Origin of the sequence: Stenotrophomonas sp. TWI1151, from assembly GCF_039673135.1 — a bacterium.
Classification (GTDB): domain Bacteria; phylum Pseudomonadota; class Gammaproteobacteria; order Xanthomonadales; family Xanthomonadaceae; genus Stenotrophomonas.
Genome location: NZ_JBDJLA010000021.1, coordinates 17,977 through 34,507, shown reverse-complemented (window position 1 = coordinate 34,507; position 16,531 = coordinate 17,977). Strand labels below are relative to the sequence as shown.

Annotated in this window: 21 protein-coding genes; 15 read left to right on the top strand and 6 right to left on the bottom strand. The window is 67.6% G+C overall.

Translation table 11 applies throughout. The annotated features are described in order from the left end of the window. Positions 1-107 precede the first annotated feature (107 nt). Genes hda through ABE422_RS17885 form a run of 3 tightly spaced genes read right to left on the bottom strand, consistent with a single transcriptional unit; the run spans position 108 to position 3,108 of the window. Positions 108-818, bottom strand: a complete 711-nt coding sequence (hda, locus tag ABE422_RS17895; protein ID WP_019185422.1) for a DnaA regulatory inactivator Hda — start codon at positions 816-818, stop codon at positions 108-110. Beyond that, a complete protein-coding gene (locus tag ABE422_RS17890) occupies positions 815-1,987 on the bottom strand; it encodes an AI-2E family transporter (protein ID WP_313212594.1) in 1,173 nt (390 codons plus the stop codon). Before ABE422_RS17890 ends, hda begins: the two co-directional genes overlap by 4 nt. After that, entirely contained in the window at positions 1,984-3,108 is a 1,125-nt protein-coding gene (locus ABE422_RS17885; protein ID WP_346482156.1) for a DUF2066 domain-containing protein, read from the bottom strand. Before ABE422_RS17885 ends, ABE422_RS17890 begins: the two co-directional genes overlap by 4 nt. Positions 3,109-3,246: 138 nt before the next feature. Here ABE422_RS17885 and purM point away from each other — a divergent pair, with 138 nt between their 5' ends. The 5 genes from purM (at position 3,247) to ABE422_RS17860 (ending at position 6,943) form a co-directional block, all read left to right on the top strand. Continuing rightward, positions 3,247-4,272 (top strand): phosphoribosylformylglycinamidine cyclo-ligase, encoded by a 1,026-nt coding sequence (gene purM, locus ABE422_RS17880; RefSeq protein ID WP_313212611.1) that lies wholly within the window; start codon positions 3,247-3,249, stop codon positions 4,270-4,272. An 8-nt stretch (positions 4,273-4,280) separates the two neighbouring features. Continuing rightward, positions 4,281-4,763: a hypothetical protein gene (locus ABE422_RS17875; RefSeq protein ID WP_346482157.1), complete on the top strand. Its 483-nt coding sequence runs from the start codon at positions 4,281-4,283 to the stop codon at positions 4,761-4,763. Then, entirely contained in the window at positions 4,760-5,413 is a 654-nt protein-coding gene (gene purN / locus ABE422_RS17870; protein WP_313212591.1) for a phosphoribosylglycinamide formyltransferase, read from the top strand. The genes ABE422_RS17875 and purN overlap by 4 nt, the downstream gene beginning before the upstream one ends. Before the next feature lie 100 nt (positions 5,414-5,513). After that, positions 5,514-6,257 carry a DUF3108 domain-containing protein gene (locus ABE422_RS17865; protein WP_313212610.1) on the top strand — a complete coding sequence of 248 codons (744 nt, stop codon included), beginning with the start codon at positions 5,514-5,516 and terminating at the stop codon, positions 6,255-6,257. Between the two features lie 2 nt (positions 6,258-6,259). Next, entirely contained in the window at positions 6,260-6,943 is a 684-nt protein-coding gene (locus tag ABE422_RS17860; protein ID WP_313212590.1) for a DUF3108 domain-containing protein, read from the top strand. 33 nt (positions 6,944-6,976) lie between these two features. Here ABE422_RS17860 and ABE422_RS17855 read toward each other — a convergent pair whose 3' ends face one another. The 3 genes from ABE422_RS17855 to ABE422_RS17845 all read right to left on the bottom strand — a co-directional run bounded on the left by ABE422_RS17855 (position 6,977) and on the right by ABE422_RS17845 (position 8,865). After that, positions 6,977-7,285: an EF-hand domain-containing protein gene (locus ABE422_RS17855; RefSeq protein ID WP_313212589.1), complete on the bottom strand. Its 309-nt coding sequence runs from the start codon at positions 7,283-7,285 to the stop codon at positions 6,977-6,979. After that, complete coding sequence (murA, locus tag ABE422_RS17850; protein ID WP_313217454.1) at positions 7,282-8,556, bottom strand: UDP-N-acetylglucosamine 1-carboxyvinyltransferase; 1,275 nt, start codon at positions 8,554-8,556, stop codon at positions 7,282-7,284. Before murA ends, ABE422_RS17855 begins: the two co-directional genes overlap by 4 nt. Positions 8,557-8,634: 78 nt before the next feature. Further along, positions 8,635-8,865, bottom strand: a complete 231-nt coding sequence (locus ABE422_RS17845) for a BolA family protein (RefSeq protein WP_313212896.1) — start codon at positions 8,863-8,865, stop codon at positions 8,635-8,637. A 53-nt stretch (positions 8,866-8,918) separates the two neighbouring features. Here ABE422_RS17845 and ABE422_RS17840 point away from each other — a divergent pair, with 53 nt between their 5' ends. Genes ABE422_RS17840 through rapZ form a run of 10 tightly spaced genes read left to right on the top strand, consistent with a single transcriptional unit; the run spans position 8,919 to position 16,528 of the window. Continuing rightward, complete coding sequence (locus ABE422_RS17840) at positions 8,919-9,920, top strand: KpsF/GutQ family sugar-phosphate isomerase (RefSeq protein ID WP_313212893.1); 1,002 nt, start codon at positions 8,919-8,921, stop codon at positions 9,918-9,920. 43 nt (positions 9,921-9,963) lie between these two features. After that, positions 9,964-10,512: an HAD hydrolase family protein gene (locus tag ABE422_RS17835; RefSeq protein ID WP_313212891.1), complete on the top strand. Its 549-nt coding sequence runs from the start codon at positions 9,964-9,966 to the stop codon at positions 10,510-10,512. Then, positions 10,509-11,075 (top strand): LPS export ABC transporter periplasmic protein LptC, encoded by a 567-nt coding sequence (gene lptC, locus ABE422_RS17830; protein ID WP_121043149.1) that lies wholly within the window; start codon positions 10,509-10,511, stop codon positions 11,073-11,075. Before ABE422_RS17835 ends, lptC begins: the two co-directional genes overlap by 4 nt. Then, a complete protein-coding gene (gene lptA / locus ABE422_RS17825) occupies positions 11,053-11,628 on the top strand; it encodes a lipopolysaccharide transport periplasmic protein LptA (protein ID WP_346483432.1) in 576 nt (191 codons plus the stop codon). Before lptC ends, lptA begins: the two co-directional genes overlap by 23 nt. Beyond that, the gene (gene lptB, locus ABE422_RS17820) at positions 11,628-12,347 is read left to right on the top strand and encodes an LPS export ABC transporter ATP-binding protein (protein ID WP_019185407.1); all 720 of its coding nucleotides are present in this window, start codon (positions 11,628-11,630) and stop codon (positions 12,345-12,347) included. The genes lptA and lptB overlap by 1 nt, the downstream gene beginning before the upstream one ends. Positions 12,348-12,389: 42 nt before the next feature. Continuing rightward, positions 12,390-13,829 (top strand): RNA polymerase factor sigma-54, encoded by a 1,440-nt coding sequence (locus ABE422_RS17815; protein WP_313212885.1) that lies wholly within the window; start codon positions 12,390-12,392, stop codon positions 13,827-13,829. Positions 13,830-13,887: 58 nt separating this feature from the next. Further along, positions 13,888-14,214, top strand: a complete 327-nt coding sequence (gene raiA, locus ABE422_RS17810; RefSeq protein ID WP_046274055.1) for a ribosome-associated translation inhibitor RaiA — start codon at positions 13,888-13,890, stop codon at positions 14,212-14,214. A gap of 21 nt (positions 14,215-14,235) precedes the next feature. Further along, positions 14,236-14,688 carry a PTS sugar transporter subunit IIA gene (locus tag ABE422_RS17805; protein ID WP_121043141.1) on the top strand — a complete coding sequence of 151 codons (453 nt, stop codon included), beginning with the start codon at positions 14,236-14,238 and terminating at the stop codon, positions 14,686-14,688. Next, positions 14,685-15,635, top strand: a complete 951-nt coding sequence (gene hprK, locus ABE422_RS17800; protein WP_019185403.1) for an HPr(Ser) kinase/phosphatase — start codon at positions 14,685-14,687, stop codon at positions 15,633-15,635. Before ABE422_RS17805 ends, hprK begins: the two co-directional genes overlap by 4 nt. Beyond that, the gene (gene rapZ / locus ABE422_RS17795; protein ID WP_313212881.1) at positions 15,632-16,528 is read left to right on the top strand and encodes an RNase adapter RapZ; all 897 of its coding nucleotides are present in this window, start codon (positions 15,632-15,634) and stop codon (positions 16,526-16,528) included. Before hprK ends, rapZ begins: the two co-directional genes overlap by 4 nt. Positions 16,529-16,531: the final 3 nt, after the last annotated feature.

The following is a 16,531-nucleotide window of genomic DNA, read 5'->3' as shown; positions in this document are numbered from 1 at the left end:
GCCGACCGTTGGTCGGCTGCTCTCCGCCCGAGCCCGCCAGAGCAGCCGACCAACGGTCGGCTCTACACGGTGGGGCCGTCTCCTGAGCAGCCGACCAACGGTCGGCTCTACAACAGGTGTGGGCCGTCTTCCAGGACCTGGCGCAGGAACGGCACGGTGATGCGGCGCTGCGCCGCCAGCGATTCGCGGTCCAGCCAATCCAACAGACTGACCAGGCTGCCCAGCTCGCGGCCGGTACGGGTCAGCAACCATTCGATCGCCGCTTCATCGATCGCCAGGCCACGTCGCGCCGCGCGCTCGCGCAGCACCGCCGCGCGGCCTTCGTCATCCAGCGGCTGCAGCACCACGCGCACGCATTGCTGCAGGCGTGAGCGCAGGTCCGGCAACACCAGCCCAAGTTGATCCGGCGCGTGCTGCGCGGTGTACAGCAGGGTGATGCCCGCCGCGCGCGCACGGTTGTGGAAATCGAACAGCGCCACTTCGTCTTCGCGCTGCCCGGCCACGGCATCCAGCCCATCCAGCGCGACCAGGTCGCGGCCTTCCAGTGATTCCAGCGCGGCGCGCGTACGCCCCACCACCGCCTTCAGCGGCAGATAGGTCGGCTGGCGGCCGGCCTGTTCGGCCAGCGAGCACATCGCCAGCGCCTGATGGGTCTTGCCGGTGCCCGGCGCGCCCTCCAGATACACCCAGTCGTGCGCGGCGCCCACGGCAATGGCGCGCAGCTGCGCCAGCGCGCCATCCGGCGCACCGATGAAGGTCTCCAACCGCTCGTCCTGCGGGTAGCGCAGGGCAAGCGGCAACTGCGGAACGACACTCACTGTGCGTCCGGCCCCTTCGGGGTGCCGACGATCACGATCTCGGGCTTGTCGACGTAGGCATCGAGCACGATCGCCGATTTCTCACCGGCGTACAGATCGCTCTGGCGATAGCGCTGATGTGCATAACGCAGCAGCACGTTGCTGACCGCCGCCACCGGCAGGGCCAGCAGCATGCCGAGGAAGCCGAACAGCTGGCCACCGGCCATCACCGCGAAGATCACCGCCACCGGGTGCAGGCCGATCTTGTCGCCGACGATGCGCGGGGTCAGCACGTAGCTTTCCAGCAACTGACCCACGGTGAACACGACGCCGACCAGGATCAGCAGCTTCAGATCGAAGCCCTGCGCCTGCACCAGCGCCGCCGCGACCGCCATGACGATGCCAGTGGTCGCGCCGAGGTACGGAATGAAGCTGATCAGGCCAGCCACCAGGCCGATCAACAGGCCCAGTTTCAGGCCGACCAGCGACAGGCCGGCGGCGTACACCACGCCCAGCGCGATCATCACCAGGAACTGGCCGCGGATGAACGCACCGAGCACTTCGTCCGACTCACGCGCCAGCTTGGTGATGGTGCCGACATGGTTGCGCGGAATCATCGAGGCCACGCGCTCGACCAGCTTGTCCCAGTCGCGCAGGAAGTAGAACGCCAGGATCGGCAGCAGCAGGATGTTGACCACCCAGGTCACCATCGTGAACCCCGAGCGCTGCACGTAGCCAAAGAAGGTCTTGGCGAAGCCGCCGGCCTGCTGCCAATGGCTGCGCACCCATTCGATCAGGCGATCCGGGTCCATCCACTGCATGATCTCCAGCCCGGTTTTCTGCTCGAACCACGGGATGCCTTTTTCCATCAGCCACTGCTGGGCCTGCGGGATCGCCGCCACCAGGGTGGCGACCTGGCGCTCGATCATCGGCACCAGGATCAGCAAGGCGGCGGTGATCAACAGGATCATCGCCACGAACACCAGCACCACGCCGGTGTTGCGCGAGCGACCGGTAGCCTCGATCCGGTCGACCAGCGGGTCACCCAGCCACGCCAACGCCAGGGCCAGCACGAACGGGGTCAGGATCGGGCCAAGCAGCCAGATCACCCAGCCGGCGGCGAGCGCCACCAGGACGTATTTCAACCGCCTGAGGAACTGCGCGATTTCCGCTTCGGGGGTGAGGATCATCGCAGGCGGTACTCGTTGCTGGGCGGCGGCGGCAGGGCCGAGGGGTTGGTTTCATCGATCGGCACCGGCAGTCCCAGCGGCGCGGTCGGCGCGATCACGCCGTTGTCGCCGAGCATGCGGTTCAGGCCGGCCAGGCCGGTGGTCAGTTCCAGCGACAGCTCCAGGCGATCGCCCGAGGCGCGCACCGGGGTGACGTTGCGGACCACGGCCGTCTCGCGCAGGCCGGCGGCCAGGCGCATGTAATCCTCGGCACTGTTCAGGCCCAGCACCACGATCGTGTAGGTCCCGGCGGCGCCGGTGGCGGCCCCGGCCTTGGCGTAGCGGCGCACCAGCGCATCCGCGGCGCCGTCGGCACCGCTGGCCATCGCACGGCGGGCGTCGCTGTCCTTGGTGGTCCACTTGTTCAGTTCTTTGCCGCCATCAACGAACACCCAGTCCGCCACCCAGCCGCTGCCATCGCGGTAGAGCTTGCCGATCAGCTGCATCGGTGGGGCATAGCGCGCGGAGGCCCGCGCCACGGCGGCCGTGTCCTGGCGCCAGATCGCGCCGACCAGTGCCTGCTCGGCGGCGCTGCCCGAGGGCAGGCCCAGCTTGTAGCCGCGCTCGATGGCGCGGTTGAGCAGCGGGCGGGCCGCATTGGCCTGCTGGACGGTCACCAGGCGCGGGCCGGAGCCATCATCGATGGCCAGCCAGATCACCGGCTTCGGGCGGGGCTGCGGCCACAGCGGCAGCCCGAGGGCAGAGATCAGCCCATCGACGTCATCCTCGCGGAAGCGCGCCACCAGGATGGTGCGGTAGCTCGGCGCGCCACCGGCCGAGGTGCTCTGGTCCTGGCGGTAGTCATAGCTGGCCACGTAATCCTTGGCATTGCGCAGGGCCTGCATCACGCCGGGGCGGCTCATCACGCTGCGGTCGCCCGAGAGTTTGGCCAGCACATTGCCCAGCGCCCTGGCCAGGGCACCGTTGCGGTCCGAATCGGCCTGGCTGTTGACCGGGACCTCGGCCTCGTAAGCGCCACTGGCACTGGCCACATCGCCTTCGGTGCGCAGGCCGCTCTGGGCCATCGAGGCCACCGGCAGGCACAACGCGAGGAACATCATGAAAAAGAGGCTGCGGCGCATCAGGACTTCCATTGAGCGTATCCGGGGGGAATTGTTGCCCGAATAGGGCCTGCGCGCCAACGTGGCCTGTTAAAATCGCGCCTTCACCCCAGCGCAGCGCCGACGCCCGTGACCAATTCCCCGTCCAATCCCTCTCCCCTGACCTACCGCGACGCCGGTGTCGATATCGACGCGGGCAATGAGCTGGTCGAGCGCATCAAGCCGCTGGTGAAGCGCAGTTTCCGCCCGGAAGTCATGGGCGGACTGGGTGGCTTCGGCGCCCTGTTCGACCTCTCCAACAAGTACCGCGAGCCGGTCCTGGTCTCGGGCACGGACGGCGTGGGCACCAAGCTGAAGCTCGCACAACAGCTGGGCCGCCACGACACGATCGGCATCGATCTGGTCGCGATGTGCGTGAACGACGTGTTGGTCCAGGGTGCCGAGCCGCTGTTCTTCCTGGATTATTTCGCCACCGGCAAGCTGGACATCGACACCGCTGCGGCGGTCGTGGGCGGCATCGCCAACGGCTGCACCGAGGCCGGTTGCGCGCTGATCGGCGGTGAGACCGCTGAAATGCCCGACATGTATGCCCCGGGCGAGTACGACCTGGCCGGCTTCACCGTCGCCGGCGTCGAGAAGAGCGAAATGAAGGACGGCGCCAGCGTGGCCGCCGGCGACGTGCTGATCGGCATCGCCTCCTCCGGCCCGCATTCCAACGGCTACTCGCTGGTGCGCCGCATCTATGACCGCGCCGGTCAGCCAGCCGATCTGGAGCTGGACGGCGGGGTCAAGCTGGTCGATGCGCTGATGGCGCCGACCCGCCTGTACGTCAAGCCGATCCTGGCGCTGCTCAAGACCCACGGCGCGGCGATCCACGGCATGGCCCACATCACCGGTGGCGGCCTGACCGAGAACATCATCCGCGTGGTGCCCGACGGCCTGGGCCTGGACATCAAGGCCGACGCCTGGACCCTGCCGCCGGTGTTCCAGTGGCTGCAGAAGGAAGGCGCCGTGGCCGACAGCGAGATGTGGCGCACCTTCAACTGCGGCATCGGCTTCGTGCTGATCGTGGCCGCCAGCGACGCCGCCTCGGTCGGTGCCGCGGTGGCCGCGCAGGGCCTGGACCACTGGACCATCGGTGAAGTGACCCGCGCCGACGGCGCCGAACGCGTCAAGATCGGCTGAACCCGGTCATGGAGCCCCGCCCGGAGGCCGCCGCTCAACCGCCGTCGCTGCCCACCGCAGCGGCGCCGTCCCTGCCGGCCACGGCGGGCGACACCTCGCAGCTGCAGTTGCTGTCGGTCTTCCACTATGTGTTGGCCGGTCTGACCGCCCTGTTCTCGCTGTTCCCGCTGATCTACCTGCTGATGGGCGTGGCGGTGATCTTCGCCGCGCCGGCGCCGCTGGCGCCCGGTGAGGCGCCGCCGCCGTTCGATCCGCGCCTGCTTGGGTGGGTGTTCGTGCTGATCGGCGGGCTGGGCTGCGTTGCCGGGCTGGTGCTGGCCGGTTACATGGCCTATGCCGGGCGCTGCCTGGCGCAGCACCGGCGTTACCTGCTGTGCATGGTGGTGGCCGGCATCGCCTGCATCTTCATGCCATTCGGTACCGCGCTGGGCGTGTTCACCCTGGTGGTGCTGTCGCGCCCCGCGGTCAAGGCGGCCTTCCCAACCGCATGAGCAGCCGTATCGCCGTCCTTGCCTCCGGCCGGGGCAGTAATCTGCAGGCCATCCTCGATGCCATCGCCGCGCAGCGGTTGGATGCGCAGGTCGTGGCCGTGCTCTCGGACAAGCCCGAAGCCTCGGCCCTGCTCAAGGTGAGCCCGGATCAGCGCTGGGCACGTTCGCCCAAGGACTTCCCGGACCGCGCCGCCTTCGATGCGGCGATGGCCGATGCGCTGGACGCCTTCGCGCCGGACTGGATCGTCTGCGCCGGTTACATGCGCATCCTCGGCCCGGCCTTCGTGGCCCGGTTCGATGGCCGCCTGGTCAACATCCATCCCTCGCTGCTGCCGCTCTACAAGGGCCTGCACACGCATGCGCGCGCACTGGAGGCCGGCGATGCCGAGCATGGCGCCAGCGTGCACTTCGTGGTGCCCGAACTGGATGCCGGCACGGTGCTGGCCCAGGCCCGGGTGCCGGTGCAGGCCGGCGACACCGCCGACGCCCTGGCCCTGCGGGTGCTGGCCGTGGAGCATCCGCTGCTGATCGCCAGCCTCGCGCTGCTGGTCAGCGGCCGCGTAACTGAACAGGCAGGTCAGCTCCAGCTCGATGGTCACCCCCTGTTTAGCCCGCTGCGCCTAGATTGCGCCGGACAGCTGAACCGATAAGCGCCGCGCACACACGCCGCTGATCCCGGCGCTGGCATTCTTTCCCCTCCTCCACCGACCGGCCCGCATGAGAACGCCTTTGTTCAAGCCCGTGCTGCTGATGGCATCCCTGCTGTGCACCGCCGCCCTTGCCCACGCGCAGGAGACGGCCACGCCACCGCTGCCCGCGCTGCCTGCCATGAGCTGGGAAGCGCCGCCGCTGCAGCCGTTCACCGCCACCTACCAGGCCCTCTACAAGGGCAAGCAGGCCGGCGATGCCACCATGCGTGTCACCCACACCGGCGGTGACCAGTGGCGCGTGGACATGCAGGTGGTCGGCCGCAGCGGTTTCGCCAGCGTGCTCGGCTTGAACCTGGAGCAGAGCACGGTGTTCGAGAACCGCAACGGGACCTATGTGCCGTTGAGCCAGAGCACGGTCCGCAAGGGCCTGTTCCTGGGCAAGAAGGTCACCGGCACCTATGACTGGCAGGCCGGTACCGCCCAATGGCTGGGCGATCTGAAGAAGGAACGCCGCCAGCCGATCCCGCTGCAGCCCGGCGACCAGAGCGCGCTGCTGCTGAACCTGGCGATCATGCGCGATGCGCGTCCCGGCGGGCAGATGCATTACCGCTACGTGGACGTGGGCCGCGTCCGCCAGCACGACTACCAGGCCGCACCGGACACCGAGAACGTGCCCGTCGGCGATCTGTCCTACAACGCGCTGCGGGTGTATCGCACCAACGGCGGCAATGACGAAACCATCCTCTGGATCGCCAACGGTGTCCCCACGCCGGTCCGCATCCTGCAACGCGAAGACGGCGAAGATCGGATTGATCTGCGCCTGATCGAATACCAAGGAGTCTGAGCATGACCACACTGAACCGTCCGCTGACCTGGATCGCCGCCGGCGCCCTTGCCGTGGTGAGCCTGCCGGCCATGGCGCTGCAGCCGTTCAAGGCCGATTACCAGGCCAGCTACATGGGCATGCAGGCCAACGGCACCATGACCCTGGCCAGCGAAGGCGCCAACAAGTGGCGCTACAGCCTGAACGTGAAGAACCAGCTGGCCGATCTCAGCCAGACCACCGTGTTCGAAGAGGCCAACGGCCGCCTGCGCCCGCTGACCAGCAACGACCGCTCGGTGCTGCTGGTCAAGAAGCGCAATGTCGATGCCAACTACAACTGGAACAGCAACCAGGCCACCTGGACCGGCGACGTCAAGCCGGACCGCCGTGGTCCGGTGGCGCTCAAGCCCGGCGACATGGATGCCCTGCTGATCAACCTGGCGATCGCGCGTGATCTGGCCGCCGGCAAGCCGCTGAACTACCGCATGGTGGACGAAGGCCGGATCAAGCCGATGTCCTACAAGGTGGTCGGCAAGGAAAAGATCACCGTGGCGGGCAAGTCCTACGACGCGACCAAGGTCTCGCGCGTGGACGGCAACAAGGAGCTGATCGCCTGGATCGTGCCGGAGTTTCCGGTGCCGGCGCGTCTGCTGCAGCGTGAGAGCGGCAAGGATGCGCTGGATCTGACGATCAAAGGGATGAACTGACCAAGAAAAACGCCCGCTTTCGCGGGCGTTTTTTCATTCCGGCCTGGCCTCGCCGAACACCGTCTTGCAGTCCACCCGGATCTGCTGCCGCGTGTCGCGCCAGTAGTAGGTGCTGCACTGCCGGTTGCCGTCGACACTCTTGTCCACGCCGACCGCATAGAACGACTGGAACACTTCGGTACGGCTGACCGTACCGTCCGCGTTCCAGTCCATGTCTTCCTGCTGGATGCCTTGGGTGATCGCGATGCCGGCGTACCAGGCGTAGCCCAGCCACGCCAGCACGATCAGTACCAGCACCAGCAGCGCCTTGCGGCGGCGGGTGAACCGGCCGCGCAGGATCATGCGGCGATACGCCGGATGGTGGCGCCCAGCGAGGACAGCTTCTCTTCGATGTTCTCGTAGCCGCGATCCAGGTGGTAGATGCGGTCGATGGTGGTGTCACCCTCGGCCATCAGGCCAGCCAGGATCAGCGAGGCCGACGCGCGCAGATCGGTCGCCATCACCGGCGCGCCGCTCAGCTGCTCGGCACCGCGCACGATCGCGGTATGGCCTTCGACCTGGATGTCCGCGCCCAGGCGCAGCAGCTCGTTGACGTGCATGAAACGGTTTTCGAAGATCGTTTCGTTGATCACGCCCACGCCGTCGGCCACGCAGTTGAGCGCCATGAACTGCGCCTGCATGTCGGTCGGGAACGCCGGGTACGGCGCGGTGGTCAGGTTGACCGCGCGCGGGCGCTTGCCGCCCATGTCCAGGGTGATGCTGTCTTCGGTGGTCTCGATGTGCGCACCGGCCTCCACCAGCTTGGCCAGCACCGCATCCATGGTGTTCGGGCGGGCACGATTGACCGTGACCTTGCCGCCGGTCATCGCCGCGGCGACCAGGAAGGTGCCGGTTTCGATGCGGTCGGGCAGCACCTCATGACGGCCACCGGACAGCGTCTCCACGCCTTCGATCACCAGGCGGGCAGTGCCCAGGCCTTCGATCTTCGCGCCGAGCGCGATCAGGCAGTGCGCCAGATCGGTGACTTCCGGCTCCATTGCGGCGTTGTCCAGCACGGTGGTGCCTTCGGCCAGCACGGCGGCCATCAGCACGTTCTCGGTGCCGGTGACGCTGACCATGTCGAAGGTGAAATGCGCACCCTTCAGACGCTTGGCCTGCGCCTTGATGAAGCCGTTCTCGACGGTGATCTCCGCCCCCAGGGCCTGCAGGCCCTTGATGTGCTGGTCAACCGGACGCGAACCGATCGCGCAGCCGCCCGGCAGCGACACTTCAGCCGCACCGAAGCGGGCCAGCAGCGGGCCGAGCACCAGGATCGAGGCGCGCATGGTCTTGACCAGCTCGTACGGGGCCACGTGCTGATTGACCGAGCGCGGGTCGACCACGATCGCGCTGCCCCGCGAGAGGGTGCCCTGGTCGATGGTGACCTTGGCGCCCAGCTCACCGAGCAGCTTCACGGTGGTGACCACGTCGTGCAGGTGCGGCACGTTGGTGATCTCCACCGGCGCATCGGCCAGCAGCGTCGCGCACAGGATGGGGAGGACAGCGTTCTTGGCGCCGGAAATGTTCACTTCACCGTGCAGCGGCTTGCCGCCGGTCACTACGATCTTGGCCATGGAATCTACTTGAATTGAGGTAGAGCCGACCGTTGGTCGGCTGATCTGATTGGTCGGCTGATCTAATCGGTCCGCGGACTAACCCGCTTCGCCCGGGGTGACGGTCTTCAGCGCCAGCGCATGAATCGCCCCGCCCATCAGATCGCCCAGGGTCGCGTAGACCATGCGGTGACGCGCCAGCGGCATTTTGCCGGCAAAGGCGTCGCAGACCACGGTGGCCTCGAAGTGCACGCCGTCGTCACCCTGCACGTCCGCGCGGGCGCCAGGCAGGCCGGTTTCGATCAGATTGCGGATGGTCTCGGCGTCCAACGGGCTTTCCTAATAAAATGAGCGCTCATTCTACTCTTCCACGTGGCGCTCGCATGGCTGTCTCGCCCCAACTTCCCCATCCGGCCGACGCTGCGGCACTGGTCGCCAGCGGCCGCCGCGTGTTCGAGATCGAGCGCGATGCGCTGGGCGCGGTCGCCGAGCGGCTGGGCGAAGCGTTCAGCCAGGCCTGCCAGCTGGTCCTGCAGAGCAAGGGCCGCGTGGTCGCCACCGGCATGGGCAAGTCCGGCCATGTCGCCCGCAAGATCGCCGCCACGCTGGCTTCGACCGGCACCCCGGCCTTCTACGTGCACCCCGGTGAAGCCGGCCACGGCGATCTGGGCATGATCACCGAGGCCGACGTGGTGCTGGCGCTGTCCTATTCGGGCGAGTCCGATGAGCTGCTGATGCTGCTGCCGGTGCTCAAGCGCCAGGGCAACCGCCTGATCGCGATGACCGGCCGCCCGCAGTCCAGCCTGGCCACCGCCGCCGACGTTCACCTGGATGTCAGCGTGCCGGCCGAGGCCTGCCCGCTGGCGCTGGCCCCGACCTCCAGCACCACCGCCTCGCTGGCGATGGGCGATGCGCTGGCCGTGGCCCTGCTCGATGCCCGCGGCTTCACCGCCGACGACTTCGCCCGCTCCCACCCGGCCGGCAGCCTGGGCCGCCGCCTGCTGCTGCACATCACCGATGTCATGCACAGCGGCGATGAGCTGCCGCGCGTGGACGTCGGCGCCAGCCTCAGCGAAGCCCTGGTGGAGATGAGCCGCAAGCGGCTGGGCATGACCGCGGTGGTGGATGCCGACAACCGTCTGATCGGCCTGTTCACCGACGGCGACCTGCGCCGCGCGCTGGATACCGAGCTGGACGTGCGCAGCGCGCGGATCGCCGATGTGATGACCCGCGGCCCGCGCACCATCGGGGCCGATCAGCTCGCGGCCGAAGCGGCGCAGCTGATGGAAGCCCACAAGATCAATGGCTTGATGGTGGTCGATGCCGAAGGCCACCTGGTCGGCGCGCTCAACATTCATGACCTGTTGCGGGCCCGGGTGGTTTAAACCACAGTTGCCTTCCTCCATTCAGCTGAGCTGCCCCCAGACGATGCCCTACTCCCCGTTGCCCGGTTTCCCGTCCCACCTGCATGCCGCTGCCGGCCGTATCCGGCTGGCCTGCTTCGACGTGGACGGCACGCTCACCGACGGTCGGCTCTACTACGACAAGGACGGCAACGAGAGCAAGGCGTATTACGTGCAGGACGGACTCGGCCTGAAACTGCTGCAACACCACGGTATCCACCCGGTGCTGATCACCGCGCGCAACAGCCAATCCGCGCTCAAGCGTGGGGCGGACCTGGGCATCGATACCCAGATCGCGGTTGGCGACAAGCTGGCCAGCGTCAAGGCGCTGTGTGAGCAGTACGGCATCGGCCTGGACCAGGTGGCCTTCATGGGTGACGACCTGCCCGATCTCGGCCCGCTGTGCGCGGTCGGCCTGGCGGTCGCGCCGGCCAATGCCCACCCGTGGATCGCCGAGCGGGTGCACTGGCAGACCCGCAGCGATGGCGGCAAGGGCGCGGCGCGTGAGCTGTGCGACGTGCTGTTGGCCGCCCAGGGCCATGTGGATGCGGTGCTGGCGAGGTTCGGCGCATGAACGTGCGTACCGCCATCGGTGGCCTGCTGCTGGTCGCCGCACTGCTGACCGGCTGGCTGGCCCTGCACCATCGCGACAAGGCCCCCGCGGCCGAGGGCGAGGATGCCACCAAGGATTACGTGCTGCATGATTTCCAGATCGTGGCGCTGGACGAACAGGGCAAGGAATCCACCACCCTGCGCGCCCCGCTGCTGGAGCGTGCGCGCAGCGATGAAACGATGACCCTGACCACGCCCGTGTTCCTGCTGCCCGACCAGGACGGCAACCACTGGGAAATGCGTGGCGACAGTGGCTGGGTCAGCGCCAAGGGCGACCAGCTCAAGCTCATCGGCAACGTCAGCGGCGACAGCCCCAAGGTTGCCGGTGCACCGCCCACCACCTTCCGCACCGATCATCTGGACGTGTTCCCGAAAGAGAACCGTGCCAAGACCGATGCCCGGGTCACCATGACCCGCCCGGGCCTGTCGCAGACAGGTGTCGGCTTCGAAGCCGACATGAAAACCCGGCAGTACAAACTCCTTTCACAGGTCAAGACCCGCTATGAACCGAACGCTGCCCGCTAAGCTCGCGCTGCTCGCCCTGCTGCTGCCCGGCGTGGCGCTGGCCAAGTCGTCCGACCGCAACCAGCCGATGAACCTGGAATCCAACAGCAACGATTGCAACCTGACCGACGATGCGGGCAAGTGCACGTTCACCGGCAACGTGGTGATCACCCAGGGCAGCCTGGTGATCCACGCCGCCAACGCCGATCTGTTCCGCAAGAACGGCGATATCGAACGCGTCGTGCTGACCGGCAAGCAGGCCACACTGGAACAGGAAATGGATGACGGCTCCAAGATGAATGCCTGGGCCGACAACATGGACTACAACGTCAACAGCGAAGTGATCATCCTCACCGGCAACTACAAGGTCGAGTCGCCGCGCGGCACCAACAGCGGCCAGAAGATGACGTACAACACCCGCACCGGCAACATGCAGAGCGGTGGCGACGGCACCCGCGTGCGCACGGTCATCCAGCCCAAGAACAAGGGCGCCGCACCGGCCACCCCGGCTGCCAAGCCGGCCACGCCCGCGGCCAAGTCGGCCACTCCGCCCGCCGCCGGGAGCAAGAAGTAATGCTCGTCGCCAAAGGCCTGCGCAAGCGCTACAAGCAGCGTGAAGTCGTCAAGGATTTCGGGCTGACCCTGGAGGCCGGTGAAGTGGTCGGCCTGCTCGGCCCCAACGGTGCCGGCAAGACCACCTGCTTCTACATGATCGTCGGCCTGGTCGAGACCGATGCCGGCAGCATCGTGCTGGACGGCAAGGACATCACCAGCGACCCGATGTACACCCGCGCCAAGCAGGGCGTAGGCTACCTGCCGCAGGAACCCTCGGTGTTCCGCAAGCTGACCGTGGCCGACAACCTGCGCCTGGTGCTGGAACTGCGCGAGGACCTGGACAAGGCCGGCCGCGAAAAGGAACTGGCCAGCCTGCTGGACGAGCTGCAGATCAACCACGTGGCCGACCAGCTCGGTGCGAGCCTCTCCGGTGGTGAGCGCCGCCGCTGTGAAATCGCCCGCGCGCTGGCCGCCAAACCGCGCCTGATCCTGCTCGATGAACCATTCGCCGGTGTCGACCCGATCTCGGTCGGTGAAATCCAGCGCATCGTCACCCACCTCAAGCAGCGCGGGATCGGGGTGCTGATCACCGACCACAATGTCCGCGAAACCTTGGGAATCTGCGACCGCGCGTATATCCTCAACGAGGGCAGCGTGCTGGCACAGGGCGCGCCGGACGAGATCCTGGCCAACGCCGACGTCCGCCGCGTCTACCTTGGGGACACCTTCAAGCTCTGATCCAGCGGCCGCCGCAACGCCTTCCTTCCGTTCGGCACAGGCATGAAAGCACGGCTGCAGACATCGATGGGGCAACACCTGGTCATGACGCCGCAGCTGCGTCAGGCGATCAAGCTGTTGCAGATGTCCAGCGCCGAGCTCGAGCTGGAAATCAACGAAGCGGTGGAGACCAACCCGCTGCTGGACTGGGCCGAGAACGCTGAACCGGCGCTCGAGGCCAGTCCTGGCGAGGACACGCCCCCGCCCGCCCCCACCGATACCCACGCCGATGGCGAGCACCAGGTCTCGGCCAGCGACGACTGGTCACCCGGCGAAGGCGACTGGACCAGCGGCAGCAGCGGCGGCTCCTTCGACGATGACGACAACGGCAGCGCCGCCGAACGCGTGGCCGAGACCGAATCGCTGGCCGACCACCTGCTCTGGCAGCTGCACCTGTCGCACCTGTCGGCCCGCGACCGCAGCATTGGCGCGGCCCTGATCGATGCCTTCGAAGAAGACGGTTACCTGCGCGAGCCCCTGGCAACCATCGCCGAAACCCTGCTCCCGACCATCCAGGCCGATGAGGCTGAAATCCTGACCGTGCTGCACCAGATCCAGCGCTTCGACCCGGTCGGGGTCGGTGCGCGCTCCCTGGGTGAATGCCTGGACCTGCAGCTGCTGGTACTGCCCGCGCAGACCCCGGGCCTGGCCCTGGCCCGGCGCATCGCCGATGGCCCGCTGGAGCGCCTGCCCCGCAGCGGCGTGGCCGGCATCGCCCACGAGCTGCGCGAGCCACTGGCCGAGGTGGAGGTCGCGGTGCAGCTGCTGCGCTCGCTGGACCCGCGCCCGGGTACCCAGATCGGCGAGCTCTCCCACGACAGCTACGTGGTGCCGGACTGTGTGGTCTGGCGCCAGAACGGCGTCTGGCGCGCCGCCCTGGCCGGCCACGCCGGGCCCAGAGTGGTCATCCACCGCGGCTACGAGCAGCTGATCCGCCGCTGCGGCGAGGCCGACGCCGGCTACATGCGCGCCCACCTGCAGGAGGCACGCTGGCTGCTCAAGGGCCTGGAGGCCCGCGGCGAGACCCTGCTGCGGGTGATGCGCTGCCTGCTCGACCAGCAGGCCGCGTTCCTGGAGTTCGGCGAACAGGCGCTGCGCCCACTGACCCTGCGTGAAGTGGCCGGCGAGCTCGGCCTGCACGAATCCACCATTTCACGCGCGATCGCCCGCAAGTACGTGCGCACCCCGCGCGGCACCCTGCCGCTGCGCGCGTTCTTCGCCTCCGGCATCGATACCGACAGTGGCGGCGAAGCGTCCAGCACCGCCATCCAGGCCATGCTGCGCCGGCTGATCGATGACGAGAACCCGCGTAAGCCGCTTTCTGACGCCAAGCTGGCTGACCTGCTCAAAACCTCGGGAATACCGGTGGCGCGACGCACCGTGGCGAAGTATCGTGAAGCCATGAACATTTCCGCCTCGCATGAAAGGGTAAGAATCGTCTGACGCTCCACCGCGCCCGGCGGGAAGGTTCATTGGCACATCCGAACAAAGGAGAAACCCGATGCACATCGAGACGTTTGGCAAGGACCACCTTGAGATCACCCCGGCTCTGAACGAGTACGTGGAGACCAAGCTGGAACGGCTGAGGAAGCACTTCGACCAGCACTGCGAGGTTCGCGTGCAACTGTCGATCCGCAAGCCGGAGCACCATGCCGATGCGAGTGTGAATGTTCCCGGGCAGACTCTGCACGCGGACGCCAGCGGCCCCACCATGTACGCCGCGATCGACATCCTGGCCGACAAGCTTGACCGCCTGGTCATCAAGCACAAAGAGAAAAAGCAGCAGCACGCACCGCAACCGCTGCCGGTGGGCGACAATGAGGGCTGATGCCCTCGTTTCCACCCCGACATGCCTCTGACTGATCTTCTGGCGGCCGTCCGCACGCAAGTGCTCCCGGCCGCCGATCGCGACAGCGTGCTGAAGGCCGCAGCCCGCCTGCTGGCCTGCCGCGAAGCCAACGCCGAGCTGCTGTACCAGAACCTGTGCCAGCGCGAGACGCTGGGCAGCACCGCGATCGGCCACGGCATCGCCATTCCCCACGGCCGTGCCCCCCTGCTTGAACGCCCCCGCGGCGCCCTGCTGCGGCTGGAATCGCCGGTGGAATTCGGCGGCGATGAACCGGTCGACCTGGTCTTCGCGATTGCCGTGCCTGCGCACTACACCCATCAACACCTGATGCTGCTCTCCGAGCTGGCCGAGCTGTTCTCCGAACCGGCCATCCGCCAGGCGCTGCGCGAAGCGCGCGACGGCGACGAGCTGCGTCGGGTCATCGAATTCCCCCCGCCGGCGAGTGCCGCATGAATACCAGCATCACCGCGCGCGAACTGTTCGAACAGCAGCGTGACCGCCTGAGCCTGCGCTGGGTCGCCGGCCAGCAGGGCGAGCGCCGTGAGCTGGAGGCCGGCAACAAGGTCTCCCGTCGTCCTTCGCTGGCCGGCTACCTCAACGCGATCTACCCCAACAAGGTGCAGATCCTGGGCACCGAGGAACTGTCCTGGCTGGACTCGCTGGACTCACGCCAACGCTGGGAGACCATCGAGCGGATCATGCAGTCCCATCCGCTGGCGCTGGTGATCACCCGCAACCAGTCCTGCCCGGAGGACCTGCGCGCGGCCGCGGACGAATCGCAGACCCCGCTGTGGATTTCGCCCAAACGCGGCCACGAACTGCTCAACCACCTGTCCTACCACCTCGCGCGCACGCTGGCGCCGCGGGTGATCCTGCATGGCGTGTTCATGGAGATCTACTCCATCGGCGTACTGATCACCGGTGAAGCCGGCTCGGGCAAGAGCGAGCTGGCGCTGGAGCTGCTCAGCCGCGGCCACCGGCTGGTCGCCGACGATGCCCCTGAGTTCACCCAGATCGCCCCGGACGTGCTCGACGGCACCTGCCCGGAGCTGCTGCAGGACCTGCTGGAAGTCCGCGGCCTGGGCGTGCTCAACGTGCGCGAGATGTTCGGTGACACGGCGGTAAAGAAGAACAAGTACCTTCGGCTGATCGTCCACCTGACCAAGCCGATGACCGAGCCCACCCCCTACGGCTATGAACGCCTCACCGGCGACTCGGGTACCCGCCACGTGCTGGACCTGGATGTGCCGCTGATCACCCTGCCGGTGATGCCCGGCCGCAACCTGGCCGTGCTGACCGAAGCCGCCACGCGCCTGCACATCCTGCGGACCAAGGGCATCGACCCGGCCGCGATGTTCATCGCCCGCCACAGCAACATGTTGGAACGCCGCACGCCATGACCACACCCGCCCCCGCCTCCGCCCCGACCGCCGCCACCCTGATCATCGTCAGTGGGCTGTCCGGGTCCGGCAAGACGGTCGCGCTGAAGACCTTCGAAGACCTCGATTACTACTGCTCGGACAACCTGCCGATCGACCTGCTGCCGGATTTCGTGCGCAGCCTGCTCGGCGATCCCGGCCGCGAGGCCCCGCGCCGGCTGGCGGTCGGCATCGACGTGCGTGCGCAGAGTGACCTGACCCAGCTCTCGCACTGGCGCGAGGATGCCAAGGCCGCCGGCCTGGATGCGCAGCTGCTGTTCTTCGATGCCACCGATGAAACCCTGCTCAAGCGCTACGCCGACACCCGTCGCCGACATCCGCTGAGCCAGCTCGGGCTGTCGCTGCCCGAAGCGATCGCCCGCGAGCGCGAACTCACCGCGCCGCTGCGCGCCGCCGCCGATGCGGTGATCGATACCAGCCATCTCAACGTGCACCAGCTGCGCCGCAAGGTGGTGACCGAGTTCGCGCTGGCCCATGGCAACAAACTCTCGCTGCTGTTCGAATCGTTCGCCTACAAGCGCGGCGTGCCGGCCGAAGCGGACTTCGTGTTCGACGTGCGCGTGCTGCCCAATCCGCATTGGGATCCGGAGCTACGCCCGCTGTCCGGCCGCGATGCCGGGGTGCGCGAGCATCTGGACGAACAACCCGATGTGCAGCGCTATGCGGGCCAGCTGGTCGATTTCCTCGACACCTGGCTGCCGCGGCTGGGCAATGACACCCGCAGCTATGTGACCGTCGCCTTCGGCTGCACCGGCGGCAAGCACCGCTCGGTGTACATGGCCGAGCGCATGGCCCGCCATGCCCGCGATCAGGGCTGGCTCGAAGTGGCCACCTTCCACCGCGAACTGGACTGAAAA

What these genes read in the sequence shown, in the direction of transcription:
- ABE422_RS17875 (WP_346482157.1), top strand. Translation starts at nt 4,281, where the DNA reads ATGGAGCCCCGCCCGGAGGCCGCCGCTCAACCGCCGTCGCTGCCCACC.
- ABE422_RS17840 (WP_313212893.1), top strand. Translation starts at nt 8,919, where the DNA reads ATGGCTGTCTCGCCCCAACTTCCCCATCCGGCCGACGCTGCGGCACTG.
- murA (WP_313217454.1), bottom strand. Translation starts at nt 8,556, where the DNA reads ATGGCCAAGATCGTAGTGACCGGCGGCAAGCCGCTGCACGGTGAAGTG.
- ABE422_RS17890 (WP_313212594.1), bottom strand. Translation starts at nt 1,987, where the DNA reads ATGATCCTCACCCCCGAAGCGGAAATCGCGCAGTTCCTCAGGCGGTTG.
- ABE422_RS17860 (WP_313212590.1), top strand. Translation starts at nt 6,260, where the DNA reads ATGACCACACTGAACCGTCCGCTGACCTGGATCGCCGCCGGCGCCCTT.
- ABE422_RS17885 (WP_346482156.1), bottom strand. Translation starts at nt 3,108, where the DNA reads ATGCGCCGCAGCCTCTTTTTCATGATGTTCCTCGCGTTGTGCCTGCCG.
- ABE422_RS17865 (WP_313212610.1), top strand. Translation starts at nt 5,514, where the DNA reads ATGGCATCCCTGCTGTGCACCGCCGCCCTTGCCCACGCGCAGGAGACG.
- purN (WP_313212591.1), top strand. Translation starts at nt 4,760, where the DNA reads ATGAGCAGCCGTATCGCCGTCCTTGCCTCCGGCCGGGGCAGTAATCTG.
- hprK (WP_019185403.1), top strand. Translation starts at nt 14,685, where the DNA reads ATGAATACCAGCATCACCGCGCGCGAACTGTTCGAACAGCAGCGTGAC.
- lptB (WP_019185407.1), top strand. Translation starts at nt 11,628, where the DNA reads ATGCTCGTCGCCAAAGGCCTGCGCAAGCGCTACAAGCAGCGTGAAGTC.
- lptC (WP_121043149.1), top strand. Translation starts at nt 10,509, where the DNA reads ATGAACGTGCGTACCGCCATCGGTGGCCTGCTGCTGGTCGCCGCACTG.
- raiA (WP_046274055.1), top strand. Translation starts at nt 13,888, where the DNA reads ATGCACATCGAGACGTTTGGCAAGGACCACCTTGAGATCACCCCGGCT.
- ABE422_RS17815 (WP_313212885.1), top strand. Translation starts at nt 12,390, where the DNA reads ATGAAAGCACGGCTGCAGACATCGATGGGGCAACACCTGGTCATGACG.
- rapZ (WP_313212881.1), top strand. Translation starts at nt 15,632, where the DNA reads ATGACCACACCCGCCCCCGCCTCCGCCCCGACCGCCGCCACCCTGATC.
- ABE422_RS17855 (WP_313212589.1), bottom strand. Translation starts at nt 7,285, where the DNA reads ATGATCCTGCGCGGCCGGTTCACCCGCCGCCGCAAGGCGCTGCTGGTG.
- ABE422_RS17805 (WP_121043141.1), top strand. Translation starts at nt 14,236, where the DNA reads ATGCCTCTGACTGATCTTCTGGCGGCCGTCCGCACGCAAGTGCTCCCG.
- ABE422_RS17835 (WP_313212891.1), top strand. Translation starts at nt 9,964, where the DNA reads ATGCCCTACTCCCCGTTGCCCGGTTTCCCGTCCCACCTGCATGCCGCT.
- lptA (WP_346483432.1), top strand. Translation starts at nt 11,053, where the DNA reads ATGAACCGAACGCTGCCCGCTAAGCTCGCGCTGCTCGCCCTGCTGCTG.